This window comes from Terriglobia bacterium (assembly GCA_020072785.1).
Classification (GTDB): Bacteria; Acidobacteriota; Terriglobia; order Acidiferrales; family UBA7541; genus Acidiferrum.
Map to the genome: position 1 here is coordinate 1,371,977 of JAIQGG010000002.1, position 23,265 is coordinate 1,395,241.

General features: G+C 64.3%; 27 protein-coding genes. 22 read left to right on the forward strand and 5 right to left on the reverse strand.

The window, feature by feature from the left end; all coding sequences use genetic code 11:
* The first annotated feature begins 46 nt into the window (after positions 1-46).
* The 3 genes from LAN61_09205 to nuoI all read left to right on the forward strand — a co-directional run bounded on the left by LAN61_09205 (position 47) and on the right by nuoI (position 2,045).
* Entirely contained in the window at positions 47-382 is a 336-nt protein-coding gene (locus LAN61_09205) for a hypothetical protein (GenBank protein MBZ5540681.1), read from the forward strand.
* Positions 383-485: 103 nt separating this feature from the next.
* Positions 486-1,457, forward strand: a complete 972-nt coding sequence (locus LAN61_09210) for a YpdA family putative bacillithiol disulfide reductase (GenBank protein MBZ5540682.1) — start codon at positions 486-488, stop codon at positions 1,455-1,457.
* Between the two features lie 66 nt (positions 1,458-1,523).
* Positions 1,524-2,045: an NADH-quinone oxidoreductase subunit NuoI gene (gene nuoI / locus LAN61_09215; GenBank protein ID MBZ5540683.1), complete on the forward strand. Its 522-nt coding sequence runs from the start codon at positions 1,524-1,526 to the stop codon at positions 2,043-2,045.
* A gap of 331 nt (positions 2,046-2,376) precedes the next feature.
* Here nuoI and LAN61_09220 read toward each other — a convergent pair whose 3' ends face one another.
* On the reverse strand, positions 2,377-2,694 hold the full coding sequence (locus tag LAN61_09220; protein ID MBZ5540684.1) for a hypothetical protein: 318 nt from the start codon (positions 2,692-2,694) through the stop codon (positions 2,377-2,379).
* A 294-nt stretch (positions 2,695-2,988) separates the two neighbouring features.
* Here LAN61_09220 and LAN61_09225 point away from each other — a divergent pair, with 294 nt between their 5' ends.
* Entirely contained in the window at positions 2,989-3,360 is a 372-nt protein-coding gene (locus tag LAN61_09225; GenBank protein ID MBZ5540685.1) for a hypothetical protein, read from the forward strand.
* A 95-nt stretch (positions 3,361-3,455) separates the two neighbouring features.
* The gene (locus LAN61_09230) at positions 3,456-3,854 is read left to right on the forward strand and encodes a hypothetical protein (protein ID MBZ5540686.1); all 399 of its coding nucleotides are present in this window, start codon (positions 3,456-3,458) and stop codon (positions 3,852-3,854) included.
* Between the two features lie 177 nt (positions 3,855-4,031).
* On the opposite strand, the gene LAN61_09235 is transcribed toward LAN61_09230, so the two are convergent.
* From LAN61_09235 to LAN61_09245, 3 genes are all read right to left on the reverse strand, one after another.
* A complete protein-coding gene (locus tag LAN61_09235) occupies positions 4,032-4,196 on the reverse strand; it encodes a hypothetical protein (protein ID MBZ5540687.1) in 165 nt (54 codons plus the stop codon).
* A gap of 1,284 nt (positions 4,197-5,480) precedes the next feature.
* Positions 5,481-6,365, reverse strand: a complete 885-nt coding sequence (locus LAN61_09240; protein MBZ5540688.1) for an MOSC N-terminal beta barrel domain-containing protein — start codon at positions 6,363-6,365, stop codon at positions 5,481-5,483.
* Positions 6,366-6,466: 101 nt separating this feature from the next.
* Positions 6,467-6,814, reverse strand: a complete 348-nt coding sequence (locus LAN61_09245) for a GYD domain-containing protein (protein ID MBZ5540689.1) — start codon at positions 6,812-6,814, stop codon at positions 6,467-6,469.
* 355 nt (positions 6,815-7,169) lie between these two features.
* On the opposite strand from LAN61_09245, the gene LAN61_09250 reads away from it, so the two are divergent.
* The 11 genes from LAN61_09250 (at position 7,170) to LAN61_09300 (ending at position 17,143) form a co-directional block, all read left to right on the forward strand.
* Positions 7,170-7,541, forward strand: a complete 372-nt coding sequence (locus tag LAN61_09250; GenBank protein MBZ5540690.1) for a hypothetical protein — start codon at positions 7,170-7,172, stop codon at positions 7,539-7,541.
* A 27-nt stretch (positions 7,542-7,568) separates the two neighbouring features.
* Positions 7,569-7,889: a hypothetical protein gene (locus LAN61_09255; protein MBZ5540691.1), complete on the forward strand. Its 321-nt coding sequence runs from the start codon at positions 7,569-7,571 to the stop codon at positions 7,887-7,889.
* Positions 7,890-7,896: 7 nt separating this feature from the next.
* A complete protein-coding gene (locus tag LAN61_09260) occupies positions 7,897-8,331 on the forward strand; it encodes a hypothetical protein (protein ID MBZ5540692.1) in 435 nt (144 codons plus the stop codon).
* 113 nt (positions 8,332-8,444) lie between these two features.
* Entirely contained in the window at positions 8,445-9,923 is a 1,479-nt protein-coding gene (locus LAN61_09265) for a hypothetical protein (GenBank protein MBZ5540693.1), read from the forward strand.
* Between the two features lie 251 nt (positions 9,924-10,174).
* Positions 10,175-10,672, forward strand: coding sequence for a hypothetical protein (locus LAN61_09270; GenBank protein ID MBZ5540694.1), 498 nt, complete (start codon positions 10,175-10,177; stop codon positions 10,670-10,672).
* Between the two features lie 8 nt (positions 10,673-10,680).
* Complete coding sequence (locus tag LAN61_09275) at positions 10,681-11,085, forward strand: hypothetical protein (GenBank protein ID MBZ5540695.1); 405 nt, start codon at positions 10,681-10,683, stop codon at positions 11,083-11,085.
* 547 nt (positions 11,086-11,632) lie between these two features.
* A complete protein-coding gene (locus LAN61_09280; GenBank protein ID MBZ5540696.1) occupies positions 11,633-11,914 on the forward strand; it encodes a hypothetical protein in 282 nt (93 codons plus the stop codon).
* A gap of 430 nt (positions 11,915-12,344) precedes the next feature.
* Positions 12,345-12,509: a hypothetical protein gene (locus LAN61_09285; protein MBZ5540697.1), complete on the forward strand. Its 165-nt coding sequence runs from the start codon at positions 12,345-12,347 to the stop codon at positions 12,507-12,509.
* A 76-nt stretch (positions 12,510-12,585) separates the two neighbouring features.
* The gene (locus LAN61_09290) at positions 12,586-14,115 is read left to right on the forward strand and encodes a terminase family protein (GenBank protein MBZ5540698.1); all 1,530 of its coding nucleotides are present in this window, start codon (positions 12,586-12,588) and stop codon (positions 14,113-14,115) included.
* Positions 14,116-14,196: 81 nt separating this feature from the next.
* Positions 14,197-14,508, forward strand: a complete 312-nt coding sequence (locus LAN61_09295; protein MBZ5540699.1) for a hypothetical protein — start codon at positions 14,197-14,199, stop codon at positions 14,506-14,508.
* The gene (locus LAN61_09300) at positions 14,486-17,143 is read left to right on the forward strand and encodes a hypothetical protein (GenBank protein MBZ5540700.1); all 2,658 of its coding nucleotides are present in this window, start codon (positions 14,486-14,488) and stop codon (positions 17,141-17,143) included. The genes LAN61_09295 and LAN61_09300 overlap by 23 nt, the downstream gene beginning before the upstream one ends.
* 21 nt (positions 17,144-17,164) lie before the next feature.
* Here LAN61_09300 and LAN61_09305 read toward each other — a convergent pair whose 3' ends face one another.
* Positions 17,165-18,331 carry a Fic family protein gene (locus LAN61_09305; GenBank protein ID MBZ5540701.1) on the reverse strand — a complete coding sequence of 389 codons (1,167 nt, stop codon included), beginning with the start codon at positions 18,329-18,331 and terminating at the stop codon, positions 17,165-17,167.
* Between the two features lie 97 nt (positions 18,332-18,428).
* Between LAN61_09305 and LAN61_09310 the strand changes: the two genes are divergently transcribed.
* The 6 genes from LAN61_09310 to LAN61_09335 all read left to right on the forward strand — a co-directional run bounded on the left by LAN61_09310 (position 18,429) and on the right by LAN61_09335 (position 23,204).
* Positions 18,429-18,566, forward strand: coding sequence for a hypothetical protein (locus LAN61_09310; protein ID MBZ5540702.1), 138 nt, complete (start codon positions 18,429-18,431; stop codon positions 18,564-18,566).
* Positions 18,567-18,604: 38 nt separating this feature from the next.
* Complete coding sequence (locus LAN61_09315; protein MBZ5540703.1) at positions 18,605-19,996, forward strand: hypothetical protein; 1,392 nt, start codon at positions 18,605-18,607, stop codon at positions 19,994-19,996.
* A 119-nt stretch (positions 19,997-20,115) separates the two neighbouring features.
* On the forward strand, positions 20,116-21,372 hold the full coding sequence (locus LAN61_09320) for a hypothetical protein (protein MBZ5540704.1): 1,257 nt from the start codon (positions 20,116-20,118) through the stop codon (positions 21,370-21,372).
* 118 nt (positions 21,373-21,490) lie between these two features.
* Positions 21,491-22,087, forward strand: coding sequence for a hypothetical protein (locus tag LAN61_09325; protein MBZ5540705.1), 597 nt, complete (start codon positions 21,491-21,493; stop codon positions 22,085-22,087).
* 85 nt (positions 22,088-22,172) lie between these two features.
* Complete coding sequence (locus LAN61_09330; protein MBZ5540706.1) at positions 22,173-22,397, forward strand: hypothetical protein; 225 nt, start codon at positions 22,173-22,175, stop codon at positions 22,395-22,397.
* Between the two features lie 84 nt (positions 22,398-22,481).
* Positions 22,482-23,204, forward strand: a complete 723-nt coding sequence (locus LAN61_09335; protein ID MBZ5540707.1) for a hypothetical protein — start codon at positions 22,482-22,484, stop codon at positions 23,202-23,204.
* Positions 23,205-23,265: the final 61 nt, after the last annotated feature.

Here is a 23,265-nt window from a genome sequence, read left to right on the forward strand (position 1 = left end):
TCGCAAGGAAGGGCCGGAGGAGGGACTCCGCCGGCCCGCCTGTCCCATGGTCGAACTCACACCCCAGCAGATGCGCATTGTGGAGCGGCTGTTTGCGGCGGGCTTCCGCCCTATGGCTATACCCCCGTATGAGAACGCGCTGTGCGTGCGCCGCGGGGAGTGCGCGGCAGTGCTGGCGCTGGTGGAAAACGGCGGTCTGCGGCTGCAGGCGCCGCCCAGCTACCTGGTGGAAGGCAAGCTCAGCGTGCGCATCCAGCGCGGCGGCCAAGAGCTCTTCGTGTGGAAGAAGAGCGAACTGGAAGCCACGGCGGAGCGGCGAGAGGAGCTGGAACGATTCCGGGCCGAACTGAACGAACTGCTCGAACAGGGACTCCCGCAGTAGTGGTCACAGATTTGCATTCCGTTTTCCGCCCCGGCAAACTCATTAGGTTGCGCGACCGCAAAATGGTCGAAATATTGCGCGACCGCAAAGCGGTCGACCCCACATGACGACTTACGACCTGATCTGCATTGGCGCCGGACCGACGGGCCTGGCCTCCGCAATCGAGGCCCGGCGCGCGGGGATGCGCGCGCTGGTGATCGACAAGGGCTGCCTGTGCAATTCGCTGTTCCACTACCCGGTCAACATGGTGTTTTTCACCACGCCGGAACTGCTGGAGATCGGCGACCTGCCGCTGGTGTGCGCGGCGGAGAAGCCGACGCGAAGCGAGGCGCTGAAGTACTACCGCAAGGCGGCGGAGCATTATCAGCTCGAGCTGCGGCTGTTTGAGCGGGTGGAGCGGGTCGAGGGAAGCGACGGGAAGTTCGCGGTGTTCACGCAAACGGAAAACGGGACGGCCCAACGTTATGCGGGCCGCAAGATCGTGGTGGCCACGGGCTACTACGACCAGCCGAATCTGCTGGGGGTGGAAGGGGAGAATCTTCCGCACGTCTCGCACTACTATACGCAGCCGCACGAGTTCTGGAACCGCGACGTGGTAGTCATCGGGGGAAAGAATTCGGCGGCGGAGGCGGCGCTGGACCTCTACCGTGGCGGCGCGCGCGTGACGCTGGTGTACCGCGGCAGGAGTCTGGGAGCGTCCCTGAAATACTGGGTGCGGCCGGACATCGAGAACCGCATCAAGGCCGGGGAAATTCGCGCGCTGTTCCGGACGCAGGTGGCGCGCATCGCCGCGGACCACGTCGTGGTGGGCGGCGGCTGGGGGCGGGAGCAGAGGGTACCGGCGCGGCAGGTGTTCGCCTTGACGGGCTATCACCCGGACTTTGAATTTCTGGAGAGACTGGGCGTGCGGCTGGACCGGGAGACGCGCAAACCTGTCTGCAACCCGGAGACGCTGGAGAGCAACGTGCCCGGGCTGCACCTGGCGGGAGTGATCATCGGCGGGCGGCACACCAGCGAGATCTTCATCGAAAACGGGCGGTTGCACGGCAAGCAGATCGTGAAATCGCTGCAGTAATACCGGGTGATGCGGCGCGAACGGCGGTTTGCCGCAACTTCGGGCGTTTGCTAAACTGGACGGGCCATGGCCTCCCTTTCAAGTGGAACCGCAAAACAATCCATTTTTCGCGATATCGCCGAGACGTTCAGCGCGCTGGCAACAGGTTTCAGCGTGACTTTCCGCAATATGCTGCGCAAACCGGTGACGGAAAACTATCCGTATGAGCCGGTGCATTTCCAGGCGCGTTACCGCGGCATTCACGTGCTGCACCGCGATGAGAGCGGACTGGAGAAGTGCGTGGGCTGCTTTTTGTGCGCCGCGGCCTGCCCGGCCAACTGCATCTACATCGAGGCCGCGGAAAACACCGGCGAGAAGCGCATTTCCGCAGGCGAGCGCTACGCCGAGGTTTACAACATCGATTATTCGCGGTGCATCTTCTGCGGCTACTGCGTGGAAGCCTGCCCCACCGATGCCATCACCCACGGACACGGTTTTGAACTGGCCAGCTACGACATCAACTCGCTGATCTACCGCAAAGAAAAGCTGCTCGAGAAGATCGCTGCCGCTCCGGTGCGCTCCGCGGCCGGTGCCAAAGCCACCGCGTAATCCTGCAGAAATCACGTTTCCTCCATAAATAGCACGGCGTGTGTGCGCAGCTGCGATACGGGTGTGCGCTCTCTTCCTTCCTATAAAAAATATAAGGGCAACGAGACGTAAGTGCCGGGAGGCGAGCGATGGCGGCCGCGTGGGATGCGCAGGACGGGCGCGGGAGATACGGGCTTGAGCCTGTGACAAGGCACACCTTCCTGCCCGGTGGCGGCGGGGCGGGCCAGAGTGCATCGCGCCGGGCACACCATCGGAACAATTCGGACAATGCACGGAACCAGTCGTTTAAGGCCGCCGACCGGGCGGAAAGCCACCGGGTGGACGGCCCGCGCTACGACGGGCCGCGGCGCATCCCAAATTCGGTAAGGAAATTATCGGACGCAGGATTCGACGCGGGGCCGGGGGATTGCGTGGCGGCAGTCCCTTCTGGAGGGAACGCCGGGGCCTGCACGGAGCGCTCGCGCTGTTCGATGAGCCAGCGGGCCAGCAGGGCACTGGCGCTCTCTTCCATCCATTGATCCAGCAAGCGGCCAATGTCCTTGCGCAGGTTTGCAGCGTGGTTGAGCCGGGAGAGTTCGTAACTCTGCAGGGAGAAAGATGAGGCAGAGAAAAGAAACTCCCACGGGGGTTGCGTTTTATGGGTACTCATAAGGGCCTCCAGAGGGAACGCCCGAGTACCTTACCGGACTAGTAATACTAGTCAAGTGCCGAAAAGAGTAAGGGCTGTGGATAACTGTGGAAATCTCCGCCGGGACTTCGACGCGCATTGGGCCCCGGCGCTGCACGCCTGCAGCGCCTGCGCGGGGGATTACGAGGATCCGGATCGCACGGCGCCGCCGGACGAGGACGAAGGCGAGGACGACGGGAGTAACGCGTGGCCGGAAAGGGCGGGAGAGGGCGGTGGGGAAGATTTCTGTGGGGATCGGTAAGAGCGGAGGTGGCTATGGTTCTGCGGGATGTGCGGACTAGGCGGACGGCGGGCAAACGCAACGGGGGGCGCGGTCCGGGGCGGCGCACCGCACTGCGGACGCAGCGGGAGATACTCTGCGACGTGCTGCTCTCGGCGGGGGAGTGCGCAACGCATGCGGGAGACTCCGGGCAAGCGTGGCTGACGCTGGAGGAGCTGGCACAGCTGACGCAGTTCGGCGAGGCCAGCATCTCGGCGCAACTGCGGCATCTGCGCAAGCCGTGGAACGGCGGGTACGTGGTGGAGAAGCGACGGCGGGAGGCTGAGTCGTGGGCGCGGCCGGAGCAGGCGGGGGCGCTGTGGGAGTACCGGCTGCGGCTGCAGAGAGAACCTGGCGGCGTGGCCTAGCAACGGGGAGTTCGCGTGGGGACGGTTCAACTGTTTAACCGTGGCAACGATTGAAGAGTTGAAGAGATGGAAGCGGAGGCGGCGGAGGAGGAACGATGAGCGCAAAGCCGGAGCTGGCGTTCGATGTGTGCTGGGAGGTCTACCGCGGGGCGCGCGAGGTGCTGGAGACCAAGCGTGGGGTCGCGGCGCTGAACTTGACAGAGCCGACGAAATTTCTGTGGCGGCCGGACATCCGGCCGCGGCTGAATGAGTATGTGGCGGACTTTGCGCTGGCGGGGCAGGCGGCGCTGCACGGGGCGGAGTGGGCGTCGCGGCTGGTGCTGTTCCGGGTGTTCTACCTGGGGCTGGCGCCGTACGAGCGGGCGCGGCCGTTCTTGGGGCTGAGCGAGATGGGCTGGACGAACTGGACGGAGGAGATCCGCCGGCGCTGCGGGCGGGAGCTGCTGCGGCGGGAGATGTTTCCGCCGCGAAAGTATTTTCAGGAAGCGAGCTGAGCGGGAAAGTAAAACCGGAAATGGACGCTCAGACTGTGCGCAACGATGGCGATTGCAAGAGGTCTCCGTTGAGATCCTTCGCCCCGATGCAGAACATCGGGGCTCAGGATGACACGTTTCAAAAGTTTTCTTGCGGGTTCAGTTACGCCTGCCCGGACCGGGCAGGAGGCAGGTGATTCAAGTGCCGGCGAAGCCCTGGATCAGGAGCAGGATGCCGAAGATGGCCGGAGCGTAGAGGATCATGCGGGCGGTGGATTGGGTGATGGCGTAGCCGATCAGGAAGAGGCCGAGCACGACGTAGAGGGCGCGCAGGGCGAAGGCGAAATTGAGGTAACGAGACATAAGCTAATCGCCGGACTGAATAGGCGCAGTTTTATTGTAGCGCAGATCAGCGGACGGCAAGAGCGCGGCGCTACAGAACTGAAGAGCAAGGGGAAGATGACGGGATTACCCGCCGCTACAAACAGGAACAGGGATAGTGGGTCAATTTAAAATAAGTCTTGCACTCGCCCGCCGCAGTATCGGAAACTGGGCGCGCGCGTATCAAAGCGATTGAGCCATAGACTGACCAAAACAAGGGGGAAGAACGCTCAGGCCATAGAGCGCGGTCGGCAGTATGGGCCAAATGACGGCAAGGCTAGGGCAAAGAAGCTAACCGCTAAGCAGCAGAAAACAAAAGCCTTAAAAGCGCTAAGGCACGCTGGAGGTAGATTTTCCTTGACACAACCGGGGAATGTTGTAAGGTAGTAGCTGAAATCCCGCCTAGAGTAATCTAGGCCATGACCTGGACCCAGGACGACGGGCATAAAAAAGGCCACTTTAGACGTGGCCTTTTTTATTTGCAAGTGCAGGAGCATCCATCTCTCACGTAGAGCGCAGGAATTTCAGCACACTTTGTAACCCATTCTTTCGATACTCCAAAAGAACTCACTAGTATCACTTTCTGCAATTTCGGGTCGAGTCGTGTAAAGGCTACTTTCCGAGTATGTTTCCCATGATAGACGACATAGATGTGGTCGCCTTTGATTCCACCCTGTCCGCGATATTCATGATTGCGGAGATTCTTGTGTATGCAGTTTGGCCTTTTGAGGAGATTTGGGATATTAAACAGCGCGTTGGCTCTCTGCTCGTTAATTCTGAAACCTGTTTCATCGAAAATGCCCTTTTCAAGCATGGGTAATACGACACTCGGTTTCGCCTGAATCCATTCATCTGGCTTAGCTAGATTTGGGTATTCGAGTTTTATCCAGTAAAGAAAATTTTCTGGCAGTAGATGAACTACCTCTGGCAATGGGCTATCGACAGCCTGTTGGTGCAGGTGTTTCTTATACCGATTAAAGAGAACCTGTATGGGACCGGGTGGCACGATTCGTGGAATACCCAAAGCCGCAGCAAGTTTCTCTGCAAAGGTTAAGGCCATCATCTGATAGTGTAAGTAAGCTAAGAGTAGACGACAAATTACGAGTTTAGATGAAGTTACACGTTTAGCACTATTCATACCCAGAGAACATGTAAACATCTGCTGGCAACAAAAAATATTCTTTAAATTTCAAGCTGACCCACTGCCGGAAAAGGCAAGAGAAGATGCCGACCTCCCGACCAAGTCGGGATATGTCCTGGCCGGCGCTACAAGAGAAGGGGATCGCCTGTGCGGAGGAGTTTGCCGGATTCGGTGGAAGCGACGTGGGTGTTGACGGCGAGGCGGTAGAAGTGGTCGAAGCGGGAGGCGGGGGACCAGGCGGGGAGCTGGGCCTGGCGGAGGTCGGCGAAACGCTTTTGGAAGCCCTCGATGGGCGCGGCGGTGCGGGGATCGCGGGGCGGGACGACGCAGCGGGCGCAGGGATTGCTGCCCTCGAAGGCGACTTCACCGATGTGGAAGCGCACGACGCTGCGTTCTTCTTCACCGAAGAGGCGATCTTCCCAGAAAGCAGGGAGAACGTCCGGTGTGACCGCGGAGCGGTCAGCATCACGCGTGACCGCAGAGCGGTCAACATCCTGTGTGACTGTGGAACGGTCAACATCGATTTCGAGGGTGGTGCGGAAGCGCAGGCGCATGTCGTCGAGGGTCACACCGGGGAACCACGCGCAGACGGCCTCGAGCGTCGCGGTGGAAATAATCGTGGGGCCATGGGCGATCCTGTCGTCCGGGAAGCCTTCCCGGGCGTAGCGCACGAGGATGTGCTGCTCGAAGTAGACGCTGAACCACTCGGCGGCGGATTCGGTGTCGCGTGGGAAGGCAAATGTCCTCGCGGGGATATTACGGCGGTCACCGGGAACGGACAGCGTGACCGAGCTGAGATCCGGAGCAAAGTCCGCGCGAATGAGGTGCATCGCCGCGGTGCGCTTGCCATTCACCCAGCGGCCATCCACGGAGTAGAGCGCCCAGGCGCGGTCGAGCTCGAGGCCGCCGTGGGGGCCGATGCGCGCGGCGGAGACTTCGACGGGATCCAGGGACTTGATGGGGTGCAGGCGGATCTTCGCGAGATGAACGTGGGAAGAGCCGGTGCGCATCCGGACATCTTAGCAAATCCGCGGGAAAAGTTGAGGGAGGGTTGCGGCGCAGCGTTCGCGAAACGCCGGTGCGCCGCAACCCTGGTGCCTACCCGAAGGCCTCAGGAAGAGGCCGCCCGGGCAGCAGCGGTGATAGGCCGATAGCCGCACATACTGGCCTTCTTGAGCGCGTCCAGGGCCTCGGCGGTGGTCATGAGCGGGGTGGTCTTGAGGCTCTTGACGGCGCCGCCGCCAGCGAAGGCCATGGCGATGGCTGCGGCACTGATGTTGTCGGGCATCTCGGTGATGACCGCCACATCGAATTCGCCGAAAGCGAAGTAGCCGGTCTGGATGCGCCCGCCGAGCTTCTCGATCGGTGCGCGAATGGCATCCATGCGATCCTGTGGGTTGGCGATGAGCATGGACCAGGTTTCCGGGGTGTAACTGACTTGGTGTAGAAAGTACGGCATGCGAGGGCTCCTTTCGGGGAGAGCGGACCGTGGCCTGTGTGACCGCAGAGCGGTCAACTGCGCGGCCCCGCTCGGAAAATTCCGGGGATTGCGCGAATATGCGCCCGGCGAAAAGCGAAGTCAAGAGCGAGGAGCCGGCAAAGCGATGACCGGCCTGTGCAAAAAAAAGTTTAGAATGGGGCTTGACAGGATGTACTAGTGTGCTACACTTATGCCTGTAGAAATACGGTCAAACGCCCCGGACAGGTCCGGGGCGTTTTTATTTTGGGGACATCCTTCCGGCAGGGCCATCTAAACGAAATCTTGTGTTTGCAGTGAATTCCGGCGCACAGGTGCGCCTGGACGAGGAGTTGCGATGCCGAACTATCAGAACGTAACGCCGCCGTATTCCCTGTTTCCGGGGGACGCCGGCTTCAGCTGGAATAACGAGGCGTTTCCCTCGGCGAACACCGCCGGGACGCAGTTCGCGCTGCCCAGCTACGCGGGACAGCCGGACACCGGAACGACGATCCGCTGGCAGACGATTTTCGGGACGGCGCCGACGGCGGTGAACATCGTGCTGCAGACGGCGATGGCCGACGTGGACGCGGAGTACCAGACCATCGACACGTCTACGGCGACAGCAGGCGAGGCGCGCACCGTGGCCAGCGTGCAGGGGAAGTTCATCCGCACGAAGGTGGTGTCCAACACGGGCGGGGCGGGGCTGACGGCGAAGGTGCTGGCGTAGGGGCGGCACGGCACAGGGACAAAAGAGATGGCGAGTCATCCCAACTACGTGAAGAAGCAGGTGGCCGTGGACACGGTGAGCTGGACGCCGGTGGTGGCGCCGATCGATTGCCAGGGCGTGGGAATCAAGAACAGCGTGGCCGTGGACCTGAAGATCCGGACCGATGCGGCCGATCCGGCGACACAGGACACGATCCCCGCGGGCAATCAGGAAGGCGTGATGGTGGCGCGGTCGCAGGGAAGCGTGCAGTTTGATGCGGGGCCGCAGAGGTTCCGCGCGGGCGAGACGATCTGCTACCTGCAGGCGGGCAGCGGGACCGGGCCGGCGCTGGCGACATTTGTGCGATGAGGTGGAAATGCGCGTAAAGATCATTGGCGAAAACGATTGCGCGAAGGCGGCGCGAGGGCTTCTGCGGCAGGCGGGCTTTGCGGTGACGGAATTTCTGCCGGGCGAGGCGGTCCTGCAGGGGCCGCTGGCCGGCTACGTGATCACCATCGAAGAGATTGCGGGGACGGAGCGGATCCACATCGATTCGGTAGATTGCCCGTTCGAGGCGGCCCTCTTGAAGCACATCACGCAGCTCTCGAAGCTGCCGGTCGTGGTGGACCGGCCGGGCGGCGTGGTGCACGGCGACCGGGAGATTGTCCTACTCGTGCCGGCGAGCGCGGAACAGCAGCAGGCCGTGGAATTCGGCGTGCTGCGGGGATTGCTCGAGCTGGGCGGCCGGCAGAAGGCGGCGGAAAAAGCGCTGCCGCCGCGAGCGCCCTGGTACAAGCGGTTGCGCCCATGAAGCGGCGAATGCACAGGGCGTGGCTCCTGGCCGTGCTGGGCGTAATGGTTAGGCTTTGTGTACTGCCAGCGGCGCAGGGTGGGCCTGCACCGAAGCGCGCGCTTCGATCCGAGGTGGCTGAGGTGGCGCTGCGCGCGCGGGATGCGGAAGGAAGCGAGCTGGCGTTGCGCGTGCCGGCAGGCATTCTGCTGGCCCAACTGCAGCAGCAGGGCAGCAGCGCCAACACCAATCTGAACCAGATCGGCGGCGCGAGCGTGTCGCCAGGCCTGTACGACAGCGCGAACACGGCGCTGAAGGTGAGCTGCGTCGTGGGCTGCTCGGCAACGGGGTCGTTTGCGGACAATAGCGCCTTCACGACCGGTGCGACGGGCGTCACCAACATTTCCGGTCTGTTCAACGACGCCGCGGCGAACCTGACCAGCGGCAATGCCGGCGCCATTCGCGCCACAACAGACCGGATGCTTTATGTGAACATCGGCAAGATCGCCGGAAGCGTGCCGGGACTGACGGGCAGCAGCCTGAATGTGAATTGCACGGGCGGCTGTTCCGGGAGCGCGGGATTTACGGATAACACGGGGTTCACCGCGGGAACGAGCGCGGAATCGAACATCGGCGGGGTGTTCAACGATGCGCTGGCGGCGGTGACCAGCGGGAACGCAGCGGCAGCGCGCATCACCAGCAGCCGCGCGATGCATGTGAACCTGCGCAACGCTTCCGGGACGGAGATCGGCACGGCGTTCAACCCCCTACGCACGGACCCAACAGGGACGACCACGCAGCCGGTCTCCGGCACGGTGACGGCGAACGCGGGGACGGGAACGTTCGGGGTCAGCGGCACGGTGACGGGAAACCAGGGCACCGCGGGGGCGCTGGCCGGAGCGTGGCCGGTGAAGGTGACGGACGGCACGAACTCCATGCCTACCGGCGATGCTTCCGCGCGGTCCATTCATGTGACCGCCGACGGTCTGCCCGCGCTCCCCACCGGCGGAAACACCATCGGCGCGGTGAATCTGGCGCAGTACACGCCAGCGGCGGGGCGGTTGCCGGTGGACGGCTCGGGCGTGACGCAGCCGGTCTCCGGAACGGTTACGGCGAATCAGGGGGGGACGTGGACGGTGCAGCCGGGCAATACGGCGAACACCACGCCTTGGCTGACGACGGATTCGGCGGACGGCAACACCGGATCGGCGGTTCCGGCGAAGGCCGCATATCTCGGCGGCAATGCGAGCGGCAACCTCACGGGCGTCACGGTTTGCGACCACTGGACGCCGATCAGCCTGACGGCGAACACGCAGATCATCACCGGCGCGGCAAGCAAGCAGACCTACGTCTGCTCGATCAACCTGGTGGCGGGCGCGGCGACGAACGTGGCGGTGGTCGAGGGAACGGGCACGACGTGCGCCACGGGCATCGCGGGCATGGCGGGTGGAACCACGGCGGCCACTGGCTGGAACTTCGCGGCGAACGGCGGCCTTACTCAGGGAAACGGCGTCGGGGCCATCATGCGCACGGCCACGGCGGCGGACAACGTGTGCATTCTCGTTTCAGCGGCGAATCAGGTATCGGGGACGATCTCGTGGACACAGTTCTAAGGCGCTGGCCGCTTTGGGCCTTGGTTGTCTTTTTGTTTATGGCCCCTTCCGCGTGGAGCGCTCCCGCTTTCGTGCAGTACGCCAGCGCCGGAAACGGCGGGTCGGGCAACGCCAGTACTGCATTCACAGCCGCAAATATCACGGCGAATGACTTGCTTGTGGTGCATTGCTTGTGGGCAAGGACGACGCAGACTCTGAATTCCGTAACGGATACGGCAGGAAACACCTACACCCTTCTAACGAATACATCCGTGACGGATGGCACGGTATTGCGCACGGAATCGGCCTATACGGTGGTCACGGCGGGCGGTGGCACAAAACCGACGGTCACCTGCAACCGCAGTTCTACTTCGGGCGCGGCCTGGATTCAAATTGCCGAGTATAGCGGAACGGCCACCTCGGGCGTCCTCGATCAGTCCGCCGGCACATTTGGCGCCTCGACGACGCCTACATCGCCATCCGTGACCACGACAGCCAGCGGAGAATTGATCGTGGGCCTGTTCACGCAAGATGGCGGCGCGGGCATAACTTGGTCTGCGGGCAGCGGATATACCTTGCGCTCTCCCGCCACCGGAAGCAATGAGCGCGCCCTGGAGGACCAGGTACAAAGCACGGCGGGTTCGATTTCGGCTAACGCCACGATCTCCTCCACGCAGCCTTGGACCGCTGTAATTATCACGTTTAAAGCATCGGGCGGCGCGCCGCCCTGCGCGAATTCCATGGCCCTGATGGGCGTGGGATGCCGCTAGGAGAAAACATGAAGAGAATCATGGCGCTCATTGGGGGATTGCTGTTCGGCGTTGTGGCGGCCTTTGCCGTTCCCGGCCAGCACACGGTTACCGCGACGCTCAATTACGACTTCACGGTGGACAATGCGTGCGGCGCGACAGTGACGACCGGCTGCGTGAAGCAGTTCAACATCTACGATCTGACGGGCGCGACACCGGTGCTGCTCTTCAGCATTGCGGCGCCGCCGGGCGCGACGGGGCCGGTAACGGGCATCACGGGAACGAGCCCCGCGCTTACACTCAAGGCCGGGTCGAGGACTTTCGGCGCGACGGCACAGATGGCCGACGGCACGGAGTCAAACCCAAACGCGGCAACTGCTACTGCCACCGTAAAGCCCGGGGCGCCCGTGAGCTTCACTGTGTCGATTCAATAGCCCGCTCGAAGCGGGACTCAATAGCCCGCTCGAGGCGAGACACAGTGAGACCCAGGCGGTAGCAGGGGCGATGCCGAGGGCATCGGCTTCAAGTGCGCTGCCCGAGGCAGCGACACCGAGAAAACGAATGAGCGGGGCACACGGAAAAGCGCAGCAGGCAGCAGGCGCCGGCAAGAGCGGCAAGGCCGACGGCTGCACCGAATCAAGCGCGATGCCCAGGGCATCGACTTCATGCGCGATGCCACCGGCATCGACACCTCTGAATGCGGCGGCCGCTGCGAGCGCGCCGCCGGCTTTAACGATGTCGCCGGAGCGCGCGAAGCGCTCCGGAAGGACGCCCATCTCCCGGACGCGCGGCTCCTCCCCGGCAAGCCGGGGCAAGGCCCCGAGCAGTCGGGGCGAGGCCAGGACCGCAACCAACGGTCATGGCTCACCCTCGATTCCTCGAGGCGAGGCTGCGTCTGACGACGCTAGCGGAACATCCGTTGTTACGGCCGCGCCCTCCGCCGCGGCCCGCACGGACCGCGAGGCGTACGCTGAGGTGGCTTTGCCCCGGAGGAATGGGGCCGAGCCGCGCGTTCCGGAAGAGCCGGCTCCAGAAGCGAGCGCCGGGGTGGCGTGGATGCAGGACGGCGCGGCGTTCGTCAACGCCATGTTCGCGCGGGTAAATCCGCTGGACGTGGGCGCGCGATTGCTGCGCAGCGAGGACGAGAAGGTGGCGCAGCGGGCGTGGGAGCGGATGCTGGAGATGAAGTTTGGGAAAAGCGCGGTAGTGAGCGACGAGGCGCCGCAGGTGGTGCTGGATCTGCCGCGGCCGCACAGAGAGTGACTCGTCACGGGTGATTCCCGAAGGGTGGCGGGCAGGCGCGGGGCGAGAAATGCGGCGCCGTGCGCGCATCTCCGCGCTCCGCGGAGAACCGGATGCAAACAGCATTTTGCAGCAGCCTGCTGGAACAGTCTCATGAAAATGTGCGCGGCCTACTCTCCGCTGGGAGGTACCCGGCAGGGATGGGCGCCCTGTGCACGCCAAGCGGAGGGTCCGTCCCTGTTTTGCCGGAAGCATGGGGAGGCCATCGCCGGCGCGGTGCTGGGACTCTGCGTGAACAGGGCTGGCGAGGGCCAGCGCGTTGCCAAAGGCCGTGGGTGCTCGCGCAGCGCGACCCCGGCGGCGCCGGTCAGGCTGGAGTTGCCGCCGCCGAGCGGGGAGTGCAGCCGTGAAGAATGAGGAGTGGCTGACGGCGAAAGGAAGGAGAAGCGGGATGGCGAATGCGAAGACGGTGTTCATCGGGGAGATTGCGCAACTGGCGGGCGTGGCGGCGGTGGTGGCGGGACTGGTAATGAGTCTGCATCACTGGCCGGTGGCGGCGGCGCTGCTCGGAGGGGGCACGGCGTACGTGGTGGGCAAGAAGCTGCGGGCGCAGTAGAGGGCTTGCAGAGCGGGTTTGGCGGCGGTTCGGCTGGAAGAGAAAAGCCGCAGGGCTGGGTCCTGCGCTACAGGGAATGGCCACACGACGAAGCCGGGGACGGGCGGGGGCGCTGCGGGTGAGTGCGCACTACCAGCCGTTCCCGCGGCAGCGCGAATTTCATTGTTCGCCGGCGAAGTACCGGCTCTTTGGAGGCGCGGCGGGGCCGGGGAAGACCAAGGCGCTGCTGTGGGAAGCGATCCTGCAGGCCAACGAGACGCCGGGGTGCGACACGCTGCTGCTGCGGCGGACGTATCCGGAGCTGGAGACGTCGCTGCTGGCCTATCTCCGGCGCGACGTGCCGCGGGCGCTGTATCGCAGCTACAACGAATCGAAGCATGTGGTGACCTGGCACAACGGGTCGACCACGCGGTTCGGCTACTGCCGCAATGAACATGACGTCTATCAGTACCAGGGCGCGGAGTTTCTGTTCATCGGGATCGACGAGCTGACGCATTTTACCCTGAAGCAGTGGCAGTTTCTGACTTCGCGCAACCGCTGTCCCGTGCGGGGAAGTTATCCGTGCATGGCGGGGGCGACGAATCCGGGGAACATCGGGCACGCCTGGGTGAAGGCGCTGTGGGTGGACCACGTGCCGCCGCCGGGATTCGAGCGGGCGGAGCTGTACGACCCAGAAGAGTACGATTTCATCCGCGCGCGGCTGGACGACAACCCCATCTACGCGAACGATGCGGCCTACCGGCGGACGCTGGAAGCGCTGCCGGAGCATCTGCGGCAGGCGTTTCTGGCGGGCGACTGGAACGTCTTTGCCGGGCAGTACTTCGACGTGTTCGATGTGGGACGGCACACGGCGCGGCCGGAGGAGCTGCGGCTGGAGCCCTGGTGGCCGCGGTGGATCTCGGTGGACTGGGGATTTCAGCATCCCAGCGCGGTGTATTGGCATTGCGCCGTTCCCGCCGCAGGAACCGACAGCGCGCGAATCGTCACCTACAGGGAATTTGTGCAGAACGGATTGTCGCCGCGGATGCTGGGGCAGGCGATTGCCGAGCGCAGCGGGCGGGAGCGGATCGGCGAGGTGTTTCTCTCGCCGGATGCGTTTGCGCACCGCACGGCGGAGACGTCCATCGCGGAGCAGTTGGGCGAGGTGCTGGCGGGCAACGGGCTGCCGCGGCCGGCGCCGGCCGACGATGACCGCGTGGGCGGGTGGCAATGGATGTACCAGTTGCTGGAGAACGACGCGTGGGTGATCACGGAGAATTGCGCGCGATTGATCGAGTGTTTGCCGCTGCTGGTGCGCGACGACCGGCGGGTCGAAGACATCCGCAAGATGGATGGGGATGATGCGGCGGATGCGGCGCGGTACGGGCTGGTGTCGGGAGCGCGGCTGGCGGGGTTGACGATAGGCGATAGGGACGGACGGGCACGGCGTGCCGTGCCCCTACAGGCGGATGCGGGGCCGCATTTTGTGACGGGCATGCCGCTGGGGGAGCAGATTGCGCGGCAGGTGACGGCAACGGACCAGACGTCGCGGGCGATCCATTTTCAGCGGCTGGAGAGCGAGGCGCGCAAGGCGTTCCGCCCGGCGAAGTTTCCCCGGCGGTGGTAGCACAGCCTTCCGGCTGTGTTTCGCTCTGGCATTTGCCAGGCAGCACCACGCACAGGCTCAAGCCTGTGCTACCAGGACTCCATGATCAACTGGCTCAAACAAATCGTTCGGTCGAGGTATGTTCGCGCGCTGGAAGAGGACGTGGAGCGGCTGCGGGCGGAGAACCGGGCGCTGGTGAATTCGCTGCTGGGGACGGCGGGGTTTCCGCCGGTGGAGTTTCCGGAGGCGCCGAAGCCGCAGGCGTTGCCGCGGCTGCGCAAGCGCTCGTGGCCCCAGCTCCAGGCGTGGCGCGAGACCGAAGCGCGCCGTTCGCGTCCTGATCCCTTCGGGACGGCGGGCGATGCGGCGGTGAGCGCGGAGGAGAGGATCTATGGACCCGTTCCACACAGTTGAGGCGAGAGGCACGATCGCGCCGGCGGATGGGAATGCGGGGCACGCTGGAACCGCCCAGGCGCGGGTGATGACGGATCGTGCCGAGGATCCGTTTGATGCAAGCCGGGATTCCTCGACTCGCGCGAATGACGCGCTCGCTCGGAATGACAGAGAAGGCGACGGCGCAAGAGATACCCCCCTAAAAGCGGGCGCGACAGAAGATCTGGGGCCGAACTTCGAGCGGCTGGAGGAGTTGCGGCCGGAGCTGGTGAATGCGCTGCGCGACCTGGTGCGGCAGTACCGCGAAGAGGGCGTGGTGGCGCGGCGGCACGAGATCCGGCGCATGCGCCAGGCGCGGCTGTTCTGGCAGGGGCTGCAGTACGCCTGGTGGAACCCCAACGACATGAATTGGCATCTGCCGTTCGAGTCGCGCTCTTCCGACGACCGGGCGCTGGAGGAGATGCCGCGGTACCAGTTCGTCACGAATTTTTACCAGGGCTTCGGGCTGTCGTTCATCGCCGTGCTTTCGCAGGACGTGCCGGGGGTGCGCTTCTATCCGCAGTCGGCGCAATCGCTCGAGGATATTTCGGCGGCGCGCGCGGCCAGCGACGTGGCCGAACTGATCGAACAGAACAATCACATGGAGCACCTGCTGACGCTGGTCGGCTATCACTTGTGGACCGACGGAAAGCTGGGCGGGTACGTGCGCTACGTGGCGGACGGGCAGCGCTTCGGATTTCACGAGGAAGAGCTGCTGGAGGCGGTGGAGATTCCGCTGGGCGAGGATGTGTACGTGTGCCCGCAGTGCGGGAAGGAGAATGGAAAATCGAAACTCGAAAATCGAGATTCGGGCGGCGAGGACGGCGAAGCTGAGTCGAATGGCGAATTTCGAGTTTCAAATTTCGCCGCACAGGAAGGTGCGCAGAGCGGGGAACAGGCGCAATGCCCGGATTGTGGCGCGCAGCTTTCCGATGCAGATCTGCGGCGGGCGGAGCGGGTGACGGTGCCGCGGGTGGCGGGGCGGCGGCGGGTGGCCAACGGGCAGGAAGTGATCTCGATCGTCGGCGGGCTGGAGCTGAATACGCCGGTGTGGGCCAACGAGATGCACGAGTATCCCTACCTGCAATGGCAGGCGGAGGTGCATCGCGCGAAGCTGAAGGCGGCGTATCCGCACGCGGCGGACAAGATCGAAAGTTCGCCGTCGCAGGGCTCCGAGGACGTGTACGCGCGGGTGTCGCGGCTGAGCGTGTCGCAGGGGCTGCCGTCGATCCATCCGGGCGACGCGCTGGTGAATTTGATCACCTTCGATCGCACGTGGATCCGGCCGTGGGCCTTTTACGCGATCGAGGACGAAGACGTGCGCGCGGAGCTGCTGGCGCTGTTCCCGGACGGCTGCTACGTGGCGTTTGCGGGCGAGGCCTATTGCGAAGCGCGCAACGAAACGATGGACGACCACTGGCGCGTGCTGCACGCGCTGCCGGGCGACGGGCAGAACCGCCCGAGCGTCGGCGATTCGCTGGTGCAGGTGCAGGAGCGCTACAACGTGCTCTCCAACATGCAGGCGGAGACGTATGAATACGGCATCCCGCCGATCTACGCCGATCCGCAAGTGCTGGATTTCGACGCGCTGTCCAACCAGGTGGCCGAGCCGGCAGCGCATTTTCCGGCGCGCGCGCGGCCGGGACAGCCGTTGGCGGCGGGATTTTTCCAGCCGGCGCCGGCGCAGGTGCCTCCGGACATGCTGCGGCACCAACAGGACCTGATCGGTCCGGTGTCGCAATTTCTGACGGGGCTGTTTCCCGCGGTGTTTGGCGGAAACATGGAGGGTGTGAAGACGGCGTCGGGCTATGCCATGGCGCGGGACCAGGCCATGGGGCGGCTGGGGCTGGTGTGGCGGCGCACGAAGCAGTTTTACGCCGACGTGATGCTCCTGGGGGTGGATTGCTTCCGCAAGAACCGCCCGGAGGACGCGGAGATACCGCTGCTGGGGCCGGACGGCGTGTTCGATTCGCGGGTGATCCGCCTGGCGGAGCTGAAGGGCAACATCTGCGTGCATCCGGAGGCGGACGAAACGTTTCCGCGGCTGAAGTCGCAGCAGCGCGGGGTGCTGCAGCAGCTCTTTGGGATCAACGACCCGGTGATCCAGCGGGCGCTGACCGAACCGGCGAATATCGGATACATCAAGAACGTGCTGGGGTTGACGGAGCTGGTGGTGCCGGGAGAGGACGCGCGGAACAAGCAGTTGCGGGAGATCCAGCAGCTGCTCTCGAGCGCGCCGATGGTGGTGCCGGTGTACACGCGAAGCTCGAAATACGAAACTCGAAATTCGGGCATGAGCGATGCGCCCAGCCAAGACGCAGCGGCGGGCGGGGCAAGCCCCGCCCCTACAGGTGGGGCCGAGGGTGGGTTGCACGAGCCGCCCTTCGACACTGCTCAGGGCGCGCCAGTCACGAGTGACCAGGCACCGCTTCTGCTGCTGCCGTCGGTGCCTGTGGATCAGCTGCTGGACGACCATGCGGCGGAATTCGAGGAGTGCAAGCGCTGGGCGAATTCGGATGCGGGGCAGGCGGCGAAGATGACCAATCCGGCGGGGTTTGCCAACGTGCGCGCGCACGCCGAGGCGCATCTGCGGGCGATGCGAGATAGCCGTTCTTAAGAGATGGGTTTGTACGAGCGATTACTCCGGCTTAGCAGATGCTTGACCGTGGGTCACGATAGATAGGATGCGCGGGGCCAAATAAACCCGATTACGGGGTTTGCCGGTAATCTCATGCAGGATGCCGGCATCCACGAGTTTCTGGACAGTGGCTTGGGCACTCGGAAAAGTTACTTTTAATATTTGCGCGGCCCCGGAAATTGTCACTGCAGGTGTCATGAAAAGGGAGTCGACTAGCTTTAGCGCGTGAGCGGATGCTCGCGGGCCCTGCAACTGGTCACGGTACTCCTGACGAAGATTCAAGAGTTTTTCCGATCGTGCTGTTGCTTCCTTTGCTTCCTGTGCCACACCGCGCAGGAAAAAGGTGATCCAAGACTCCCATGCCCCCGACTGACTAATATCGAGGAGATGGTCGTAGTATTCAGCTCGATTACGTTCAAAATGGGCACTTAATTGGAGGACGGGTTGCGAGAGGATGCCCCTCTCGCACAACAAGAGGAGCAGCAGGAGACGGCCGATGCGGCCATTGCCGTCCTCGAACGGGTGAATTGCTTCAAATTGGTAGTGGCTCAGCGCAAGCCGAACCAGGAACGGCAGCGGGCTTTCTGCGTGGAGTACCTTCTCAAATGCATCGAGACAAGCAGCTAGTTCCGCGGGAGGTGGCGGCACGAATCGCGCTTCTGTGATTGACCGGCCATGACGTCCAATCCAGTTTTGTACACGCCGGAACTCGCCAGCCCGCCGATCCCCTCCGCGAACACCGCGCATGAGTTGCGCATGCAACTCGCTGATCAATCGGAGGCATACAGGCAAATCGCGGAGACGTTTGAGTCCATATTCTAGAGCATCGACGTAGTTCTGTACTTCCTTTACGTCTGGGTTCTTGGCTTCTGTGGGGTTGATTTCAAACAGCAGCAACTCTTTCTGAGAAGCATACGTTCCTTCTATGCGGCTGGAGAGTTCGGCTTCGCGGCGCAATAATGGACGTACGAGAAGTTTCGAGTTTGGGAGCGAACGAGTGACGCCTTCGAGCAAACCAAGCGCATGGCCTGCCTCCTCGGCAAGCTGCGTGATTTCGGAGCTGAGCGGGAGGTCGATAGGAATAGGTGCGGGCACAAATGCCATTCCACCTTCGGGGATGGCAATCAATCGACCAGGGCTATCTGCTTTGAAATCTGCAGGATTCATAGCAGAGTTTACTTTAGCATAGGTTTGTAACAAACGGCATAATTAAAGATAACGGCGCGTATCTTTAATAAGAATCCCCTTATTAAAGACGACTTTAGTGGCCCGTGCGCCGATCGAAGAGACTACTGCTGTTCACTCACTTGCGAAGATGACCAATCCGGCGGGGTTTGCCAACGTGCGCGCGCATGCCGAAGCGCATCTGCGGGCCATGCCGCAGCGGCCGGGGATTGCCTGAACGATTTGCGGGCTCAACGAGGCGAATGAGCAATGATCATGAGCGTGAATCCACAGAGCGATGCGGGGACGAACGGGCATTCGGCCGTGGGGGATGTGCTGTACGCGATGAGCGATGAGCAGATCCTGGAGATGGAGCCGGAAGGAGACGCGAGCCGGGAAGAGGGGGCGGGGCGCGGCGAGCGTGTAGCGCTGGGCGATAGCCCTGCGGGTGTTGCGGTTCGCGGGGAAGGGAATGCGCGAGCGGAAAATGCCGCGGGGCTGACGCCCCGCGCTACAGGAACGGCCGACGGGGCAGCATCGGCTGTCGAGCCAGCGCCTGCGGCGAAGCAAGACAAGGGGCAAGCGCCCGAATGGCTCGAGAGGGCGATGAGCGATGCCGAGCGCGGCGCGGAAGCCCGCGCGTTCTGGGAAGGGGCGCAGAAGGCCCAGCAGGAGGCGGCGGCGTACCACGAAGTGTTTGCCAAGCCGGAAGAGGCGCGGGCGGCGGCGGAACGGGCGCGGCAACTGGAGACGCTCGACCGCTTGTATTTCGGGGCGAGCGGCGGGCGTCCGGAGGAAGCGGCGGCGGCGCGGGAGGAGCTGGCGCAGACGCTGCTGCGGGAGGATCCGGCGGCGTTCCGGGAGATGGTGGCGGCGGGAGTAAGAATTCTTCAGAAAGCCACCCCGACTGGGCCGGGGCAAGCGCCGGCACAGAGTCACGGAGAAAAGCGGGAAGATGCCGGGCTCGCGGCCAGGCCCGGGCTTGAGGCAGGACGAAACTCGAAAAGCGAAATGCGAAATTCGCCCGCGGCGGATCGGTCCAGCCAGGATGGGGTGGCGCGGTATGCGGCGTTTGAACGGGCGGCCAACGAGGAGTTGAACCGCGAGGTGGGCGGGGAGATTGCACGCACGATTGCGCGGGCCTTGCCCTACGCCGAAACAGGCGGAGATGCCGGGCGGCCGGGAGAAGCTGTGCGTGGCGCGACCGCGTCCGGGCGCGGAGCGGTGCAGGAGCGGCTGAGCGCGGCGATCCGGGAAGAGGTGGAGGCGGGACTGCGGAGCGACCGGCAACTGGGCGAACAAGTGGCGCGGGTGCTGGGCGGCGCGGGGGCCCAGGGGCCGCGGCTGGATGAAGAGGCGCGCGGGCAGGTGGTGCGGTTGATCGGGGAGCGGGCGCGGCAGCTGGTGCCGGGCGCGGCGCGGCGCGTGCTCCAGGAGTGGACGCAGACGGCACTGGCGGCGCATCGCGCGCGGGGCGGGCGGGGGGATGCGGCTGCGGCGCGGACGGATGTGGCGCCGGCGAGTTCCCGAAGCAGGGCCGCAGCGGAGACGGCCGCGGGTTTACGCGGCAGCCCGGAGAGGCCCAGCCGCGACCGGGACGCTGGCGCGACCCGAGCGCGCGGGGTGGATTACCGGAAGATGAGCGACGAACAGATTTTGGAGATGTAGTCCCCAAGAAAAACAAAATTTGCCACAGAGGCACAACGGACACAGCGGTAGAAGTGTCTCTGTGGATTCCCAGCGGATTCCCTTCGGGAGTGCAGCAGCAATTCTAAGGAGAAAAACGAATGCCAGCACAGAACAACGCGAACGTCGTCGCGTTGCAGCTCGAGAAGGTGCGCGACAAGGTGCCCCTGCTCTACGAGCGCGACGACATTCTGCTTACCATGATCCAACAGCGCGGCGATGTGGAGAAGGTTTCCAACCGCGCGATGCGCCTGCCGCTGCAGGTGAACCCCGGCGGCAAGGCGGGCAGCTACAACGCGGACGGCGGCGACCTGGGCCGCGGCTCCGGAACGCAGTACGACGTGGCCACGATCTCGCCGATCTTCTTCCGCTTCGCGATTGAAATCACGAAGCTGGTGGAGTACGCGACGGCGGGCCGCGAGCGGGCGGTGGAAAACGCGGCGAAGCGCGAGGTGGCGAACGGGATGAAGCAGTTCCGGGCGTTCCTCGACAAGCTGATGCAGACGGGCGGGAACGGCGTGCTGGGCACGGTCAGCGCGATCAACGGCACCACGCTGACGATGAGCGTGCCGAGCGGCGCCGCGCTGGTCTACGTCGGACAAACGATCCAGGCGTACGACACGACGCTGACGACCAACCGCGGCACGGCCAACGTGACCGCGGCGGACCCCATCAGCGCGACGCAGACGATCACTCTGGACGCCAACCCGGGCGGGCTGGTGGTGGGCGACGTGCTGGTGCACGACGGGCTGAGCGGGGCGAGTCCGGTGTCGCTGTTCGGCATCAAGTATCACCAGAACAACGCGACGACCGGGACGTGGCTGAACCTGAACCGCGCGACCTATCCGGTGCAACTGGCGACCCCGCGCGTCAATGCCGGGAACGCCGCGCTGACGCCGGCCAACGTGCGCCTGGCCATCAACAAGGTGCGCAAGGCCCTGGGCATCAACCATCTGGGCAAGCTCATCGCGTACATGGCGGTGGAGCAGGAGCACGCCTGGGAAAACCTGGGGATCACCGTCAGCCAGATCATCAAGGAAGGCGGCGGACGCGACGGCAACGACCTGGATCTGCTCTTCAGCGGGCGCAAGACGATGAGCGGGATCCCGATCAAGTCCAGCGTGAACGCCGATCAGACGCGCGTGGATTTCCTCGACCTGTCGCACTGGGGCCGCGCCGTGCTGAAGGACATCGACTTCTTCGAGGTCAACGGCAACACGGTGTTTCCGATCTACGGGGCGAGCGGCGGGCTCGCGGCGTCCTACATCTTCTACTTCGACACGGCGTTCCAGGTGTGGAGCGACTCGCCGCGCAGCGGCGCGTACATCGACACGCTGGCACGGCCGAGCGGCTACTAAGAAGGATTAGCCACAGAGGCACAGAGACACGGAGAGAAAAGGCACGAAAAAGAAGGCCGGGAAGAGCCGGCCTTCTTTCTTTTTTCTTCTGTGACTCCGTGTCTCTGTGGCATTCCCCATGATTGTCATTCTTCGCGAGAGGCACGAGGCGCCGGAAACGGTGGCGCGGCGGCTATTGCTGGCCGGGGGCGTGAACCGCTTTGGCGGGGGCAATTACCGGGCGGTGTGGGGTTGGAACCGGCTGGCGTGGATTGGCGGAAAGTTCGAGGAGCGCGATCCGCAGACGGGCGCGCTGCTGCGGGAAGTGGTGGAGCTGCGGCAGGAGCCGAAGTATCCGGCGGTGAACCGCTGGCACATCGAGCGCTGGGTGGCGCCGGAAGTGTACGGCTCGCCGCGGGCCTGGTACGCGCAGACGGCGGAGATTGCGGACGGGCGCAGCGTGCCGGCGCTGGGGCCGTATCCTTCGCGGGGTGAGTACGAGCACTGCTTCACGCTGGAAGGGCGGCGGGGCGAGTTCCTGCAACTGACGGCGACGGCGGCGGAGCGGATTGCGCAGGCGATCGAGTGGTCGCGGGGGCAGGCGCGGGTCTTGCGGCGCGCGGCGCTGTATGAACGGGAGAGGCGCGAGGAGCGGGAGTACGGGGAGTGGGCGTACGACCTGCTGGATGACGCGGGGCCGGCGTTTCATAGGCAGCCGTTTGTAACGGTGCTGTAGCGCAGGGCGAAGACCTGCGGGGTAACGCAAAACAATTGCCGCGGGGCTGGCGCTTCGCGCCACACCAGGCAGGGTGCCGGACACCATGACACGACTACAGATCTGGCTGCGGGGAATAGTGGCGGCAGCGATCAGCGGAGCGTCGGGCGGGGCGCTGACCGGGTTTGCGGCGGTGGGGATCGATCCGCAACATTTCAATCTGCAGGCGGGGATCGGGGCGACGCTGCGGATCGGAGCGGCGGCGGCGCTGATCAATGCGGTGATCGGAGTGGCGGCGTATCTGCAGAAATCGCCGCTGCCGGAAGAGTGACTCGTGACTGGCGACCCCGCTCCAGGCTCTGGCCGCGAATAGGCCGCTCGCGGAACAAACAAAACAAGAGGCAAAGGACACACCATGCCCGTCGTCGGATCATCGGCTTATAACACTGCGGGACAGATTACGTCGCTGGTGCGCGCGCTGCTGAACGACGCGCAGGGCAATCTGTTTACGGATGCCGTGCTGCTGCCGTATGCGAATTCGGCATATCGCGCGGTGCAGCGCGAGCTGGCCAACGCGGGGGCCGGCGGATTTCTCACGGACAACGTACAGGTGGTGGTGACGGCGGTCGGCGCCGCGGATCCCTCGCTGCAGGTGTCCATCACCGACGCGACGGCGCCGCCCAATCAGTTGCCGACGGATCTGCTGGCACCGTTGAAGCTGTGGGAGCGGGCGAACGGGTCCTCGGACGACTTTGTGGAGATGGTGGACCTCTCGCGGCACGGGGGGCTGCCGTCGCGGGCCCAGGGCGTGACGCTGAGCGTGTGGGAGTGGCGCGCCGACGGGATCTATTTTCTGGGGGCAACGCAGGACACCCAGGTGCGCATCCGCTACCTGAAGTCGTTCCCGGACCTGGCGGATGCGACGTCGCCGGTGCTGGTGCGCAACGCGCAGGAAGCGATCGCCTACGGCACGGCGGCGCTGGCGGCCTGGGCGCGCGGGACACCGCTGGCGGAGAAGTGGGACACGGCGGCGAGCGACGCGATCGAGAGCCTGGTGTCGGCGGCCGTGCGGCGGGAGCAGCAGACGGCGCGGCGGCGGCGGCCGTTTTCGGCGCGGTCGGGTTACACACCGTTTTAGGAATAGCTGCAGCGGCGGGCTTTGGCCCGCCATCCTGGTTCGCGAGGATGCCGCCCTCCCG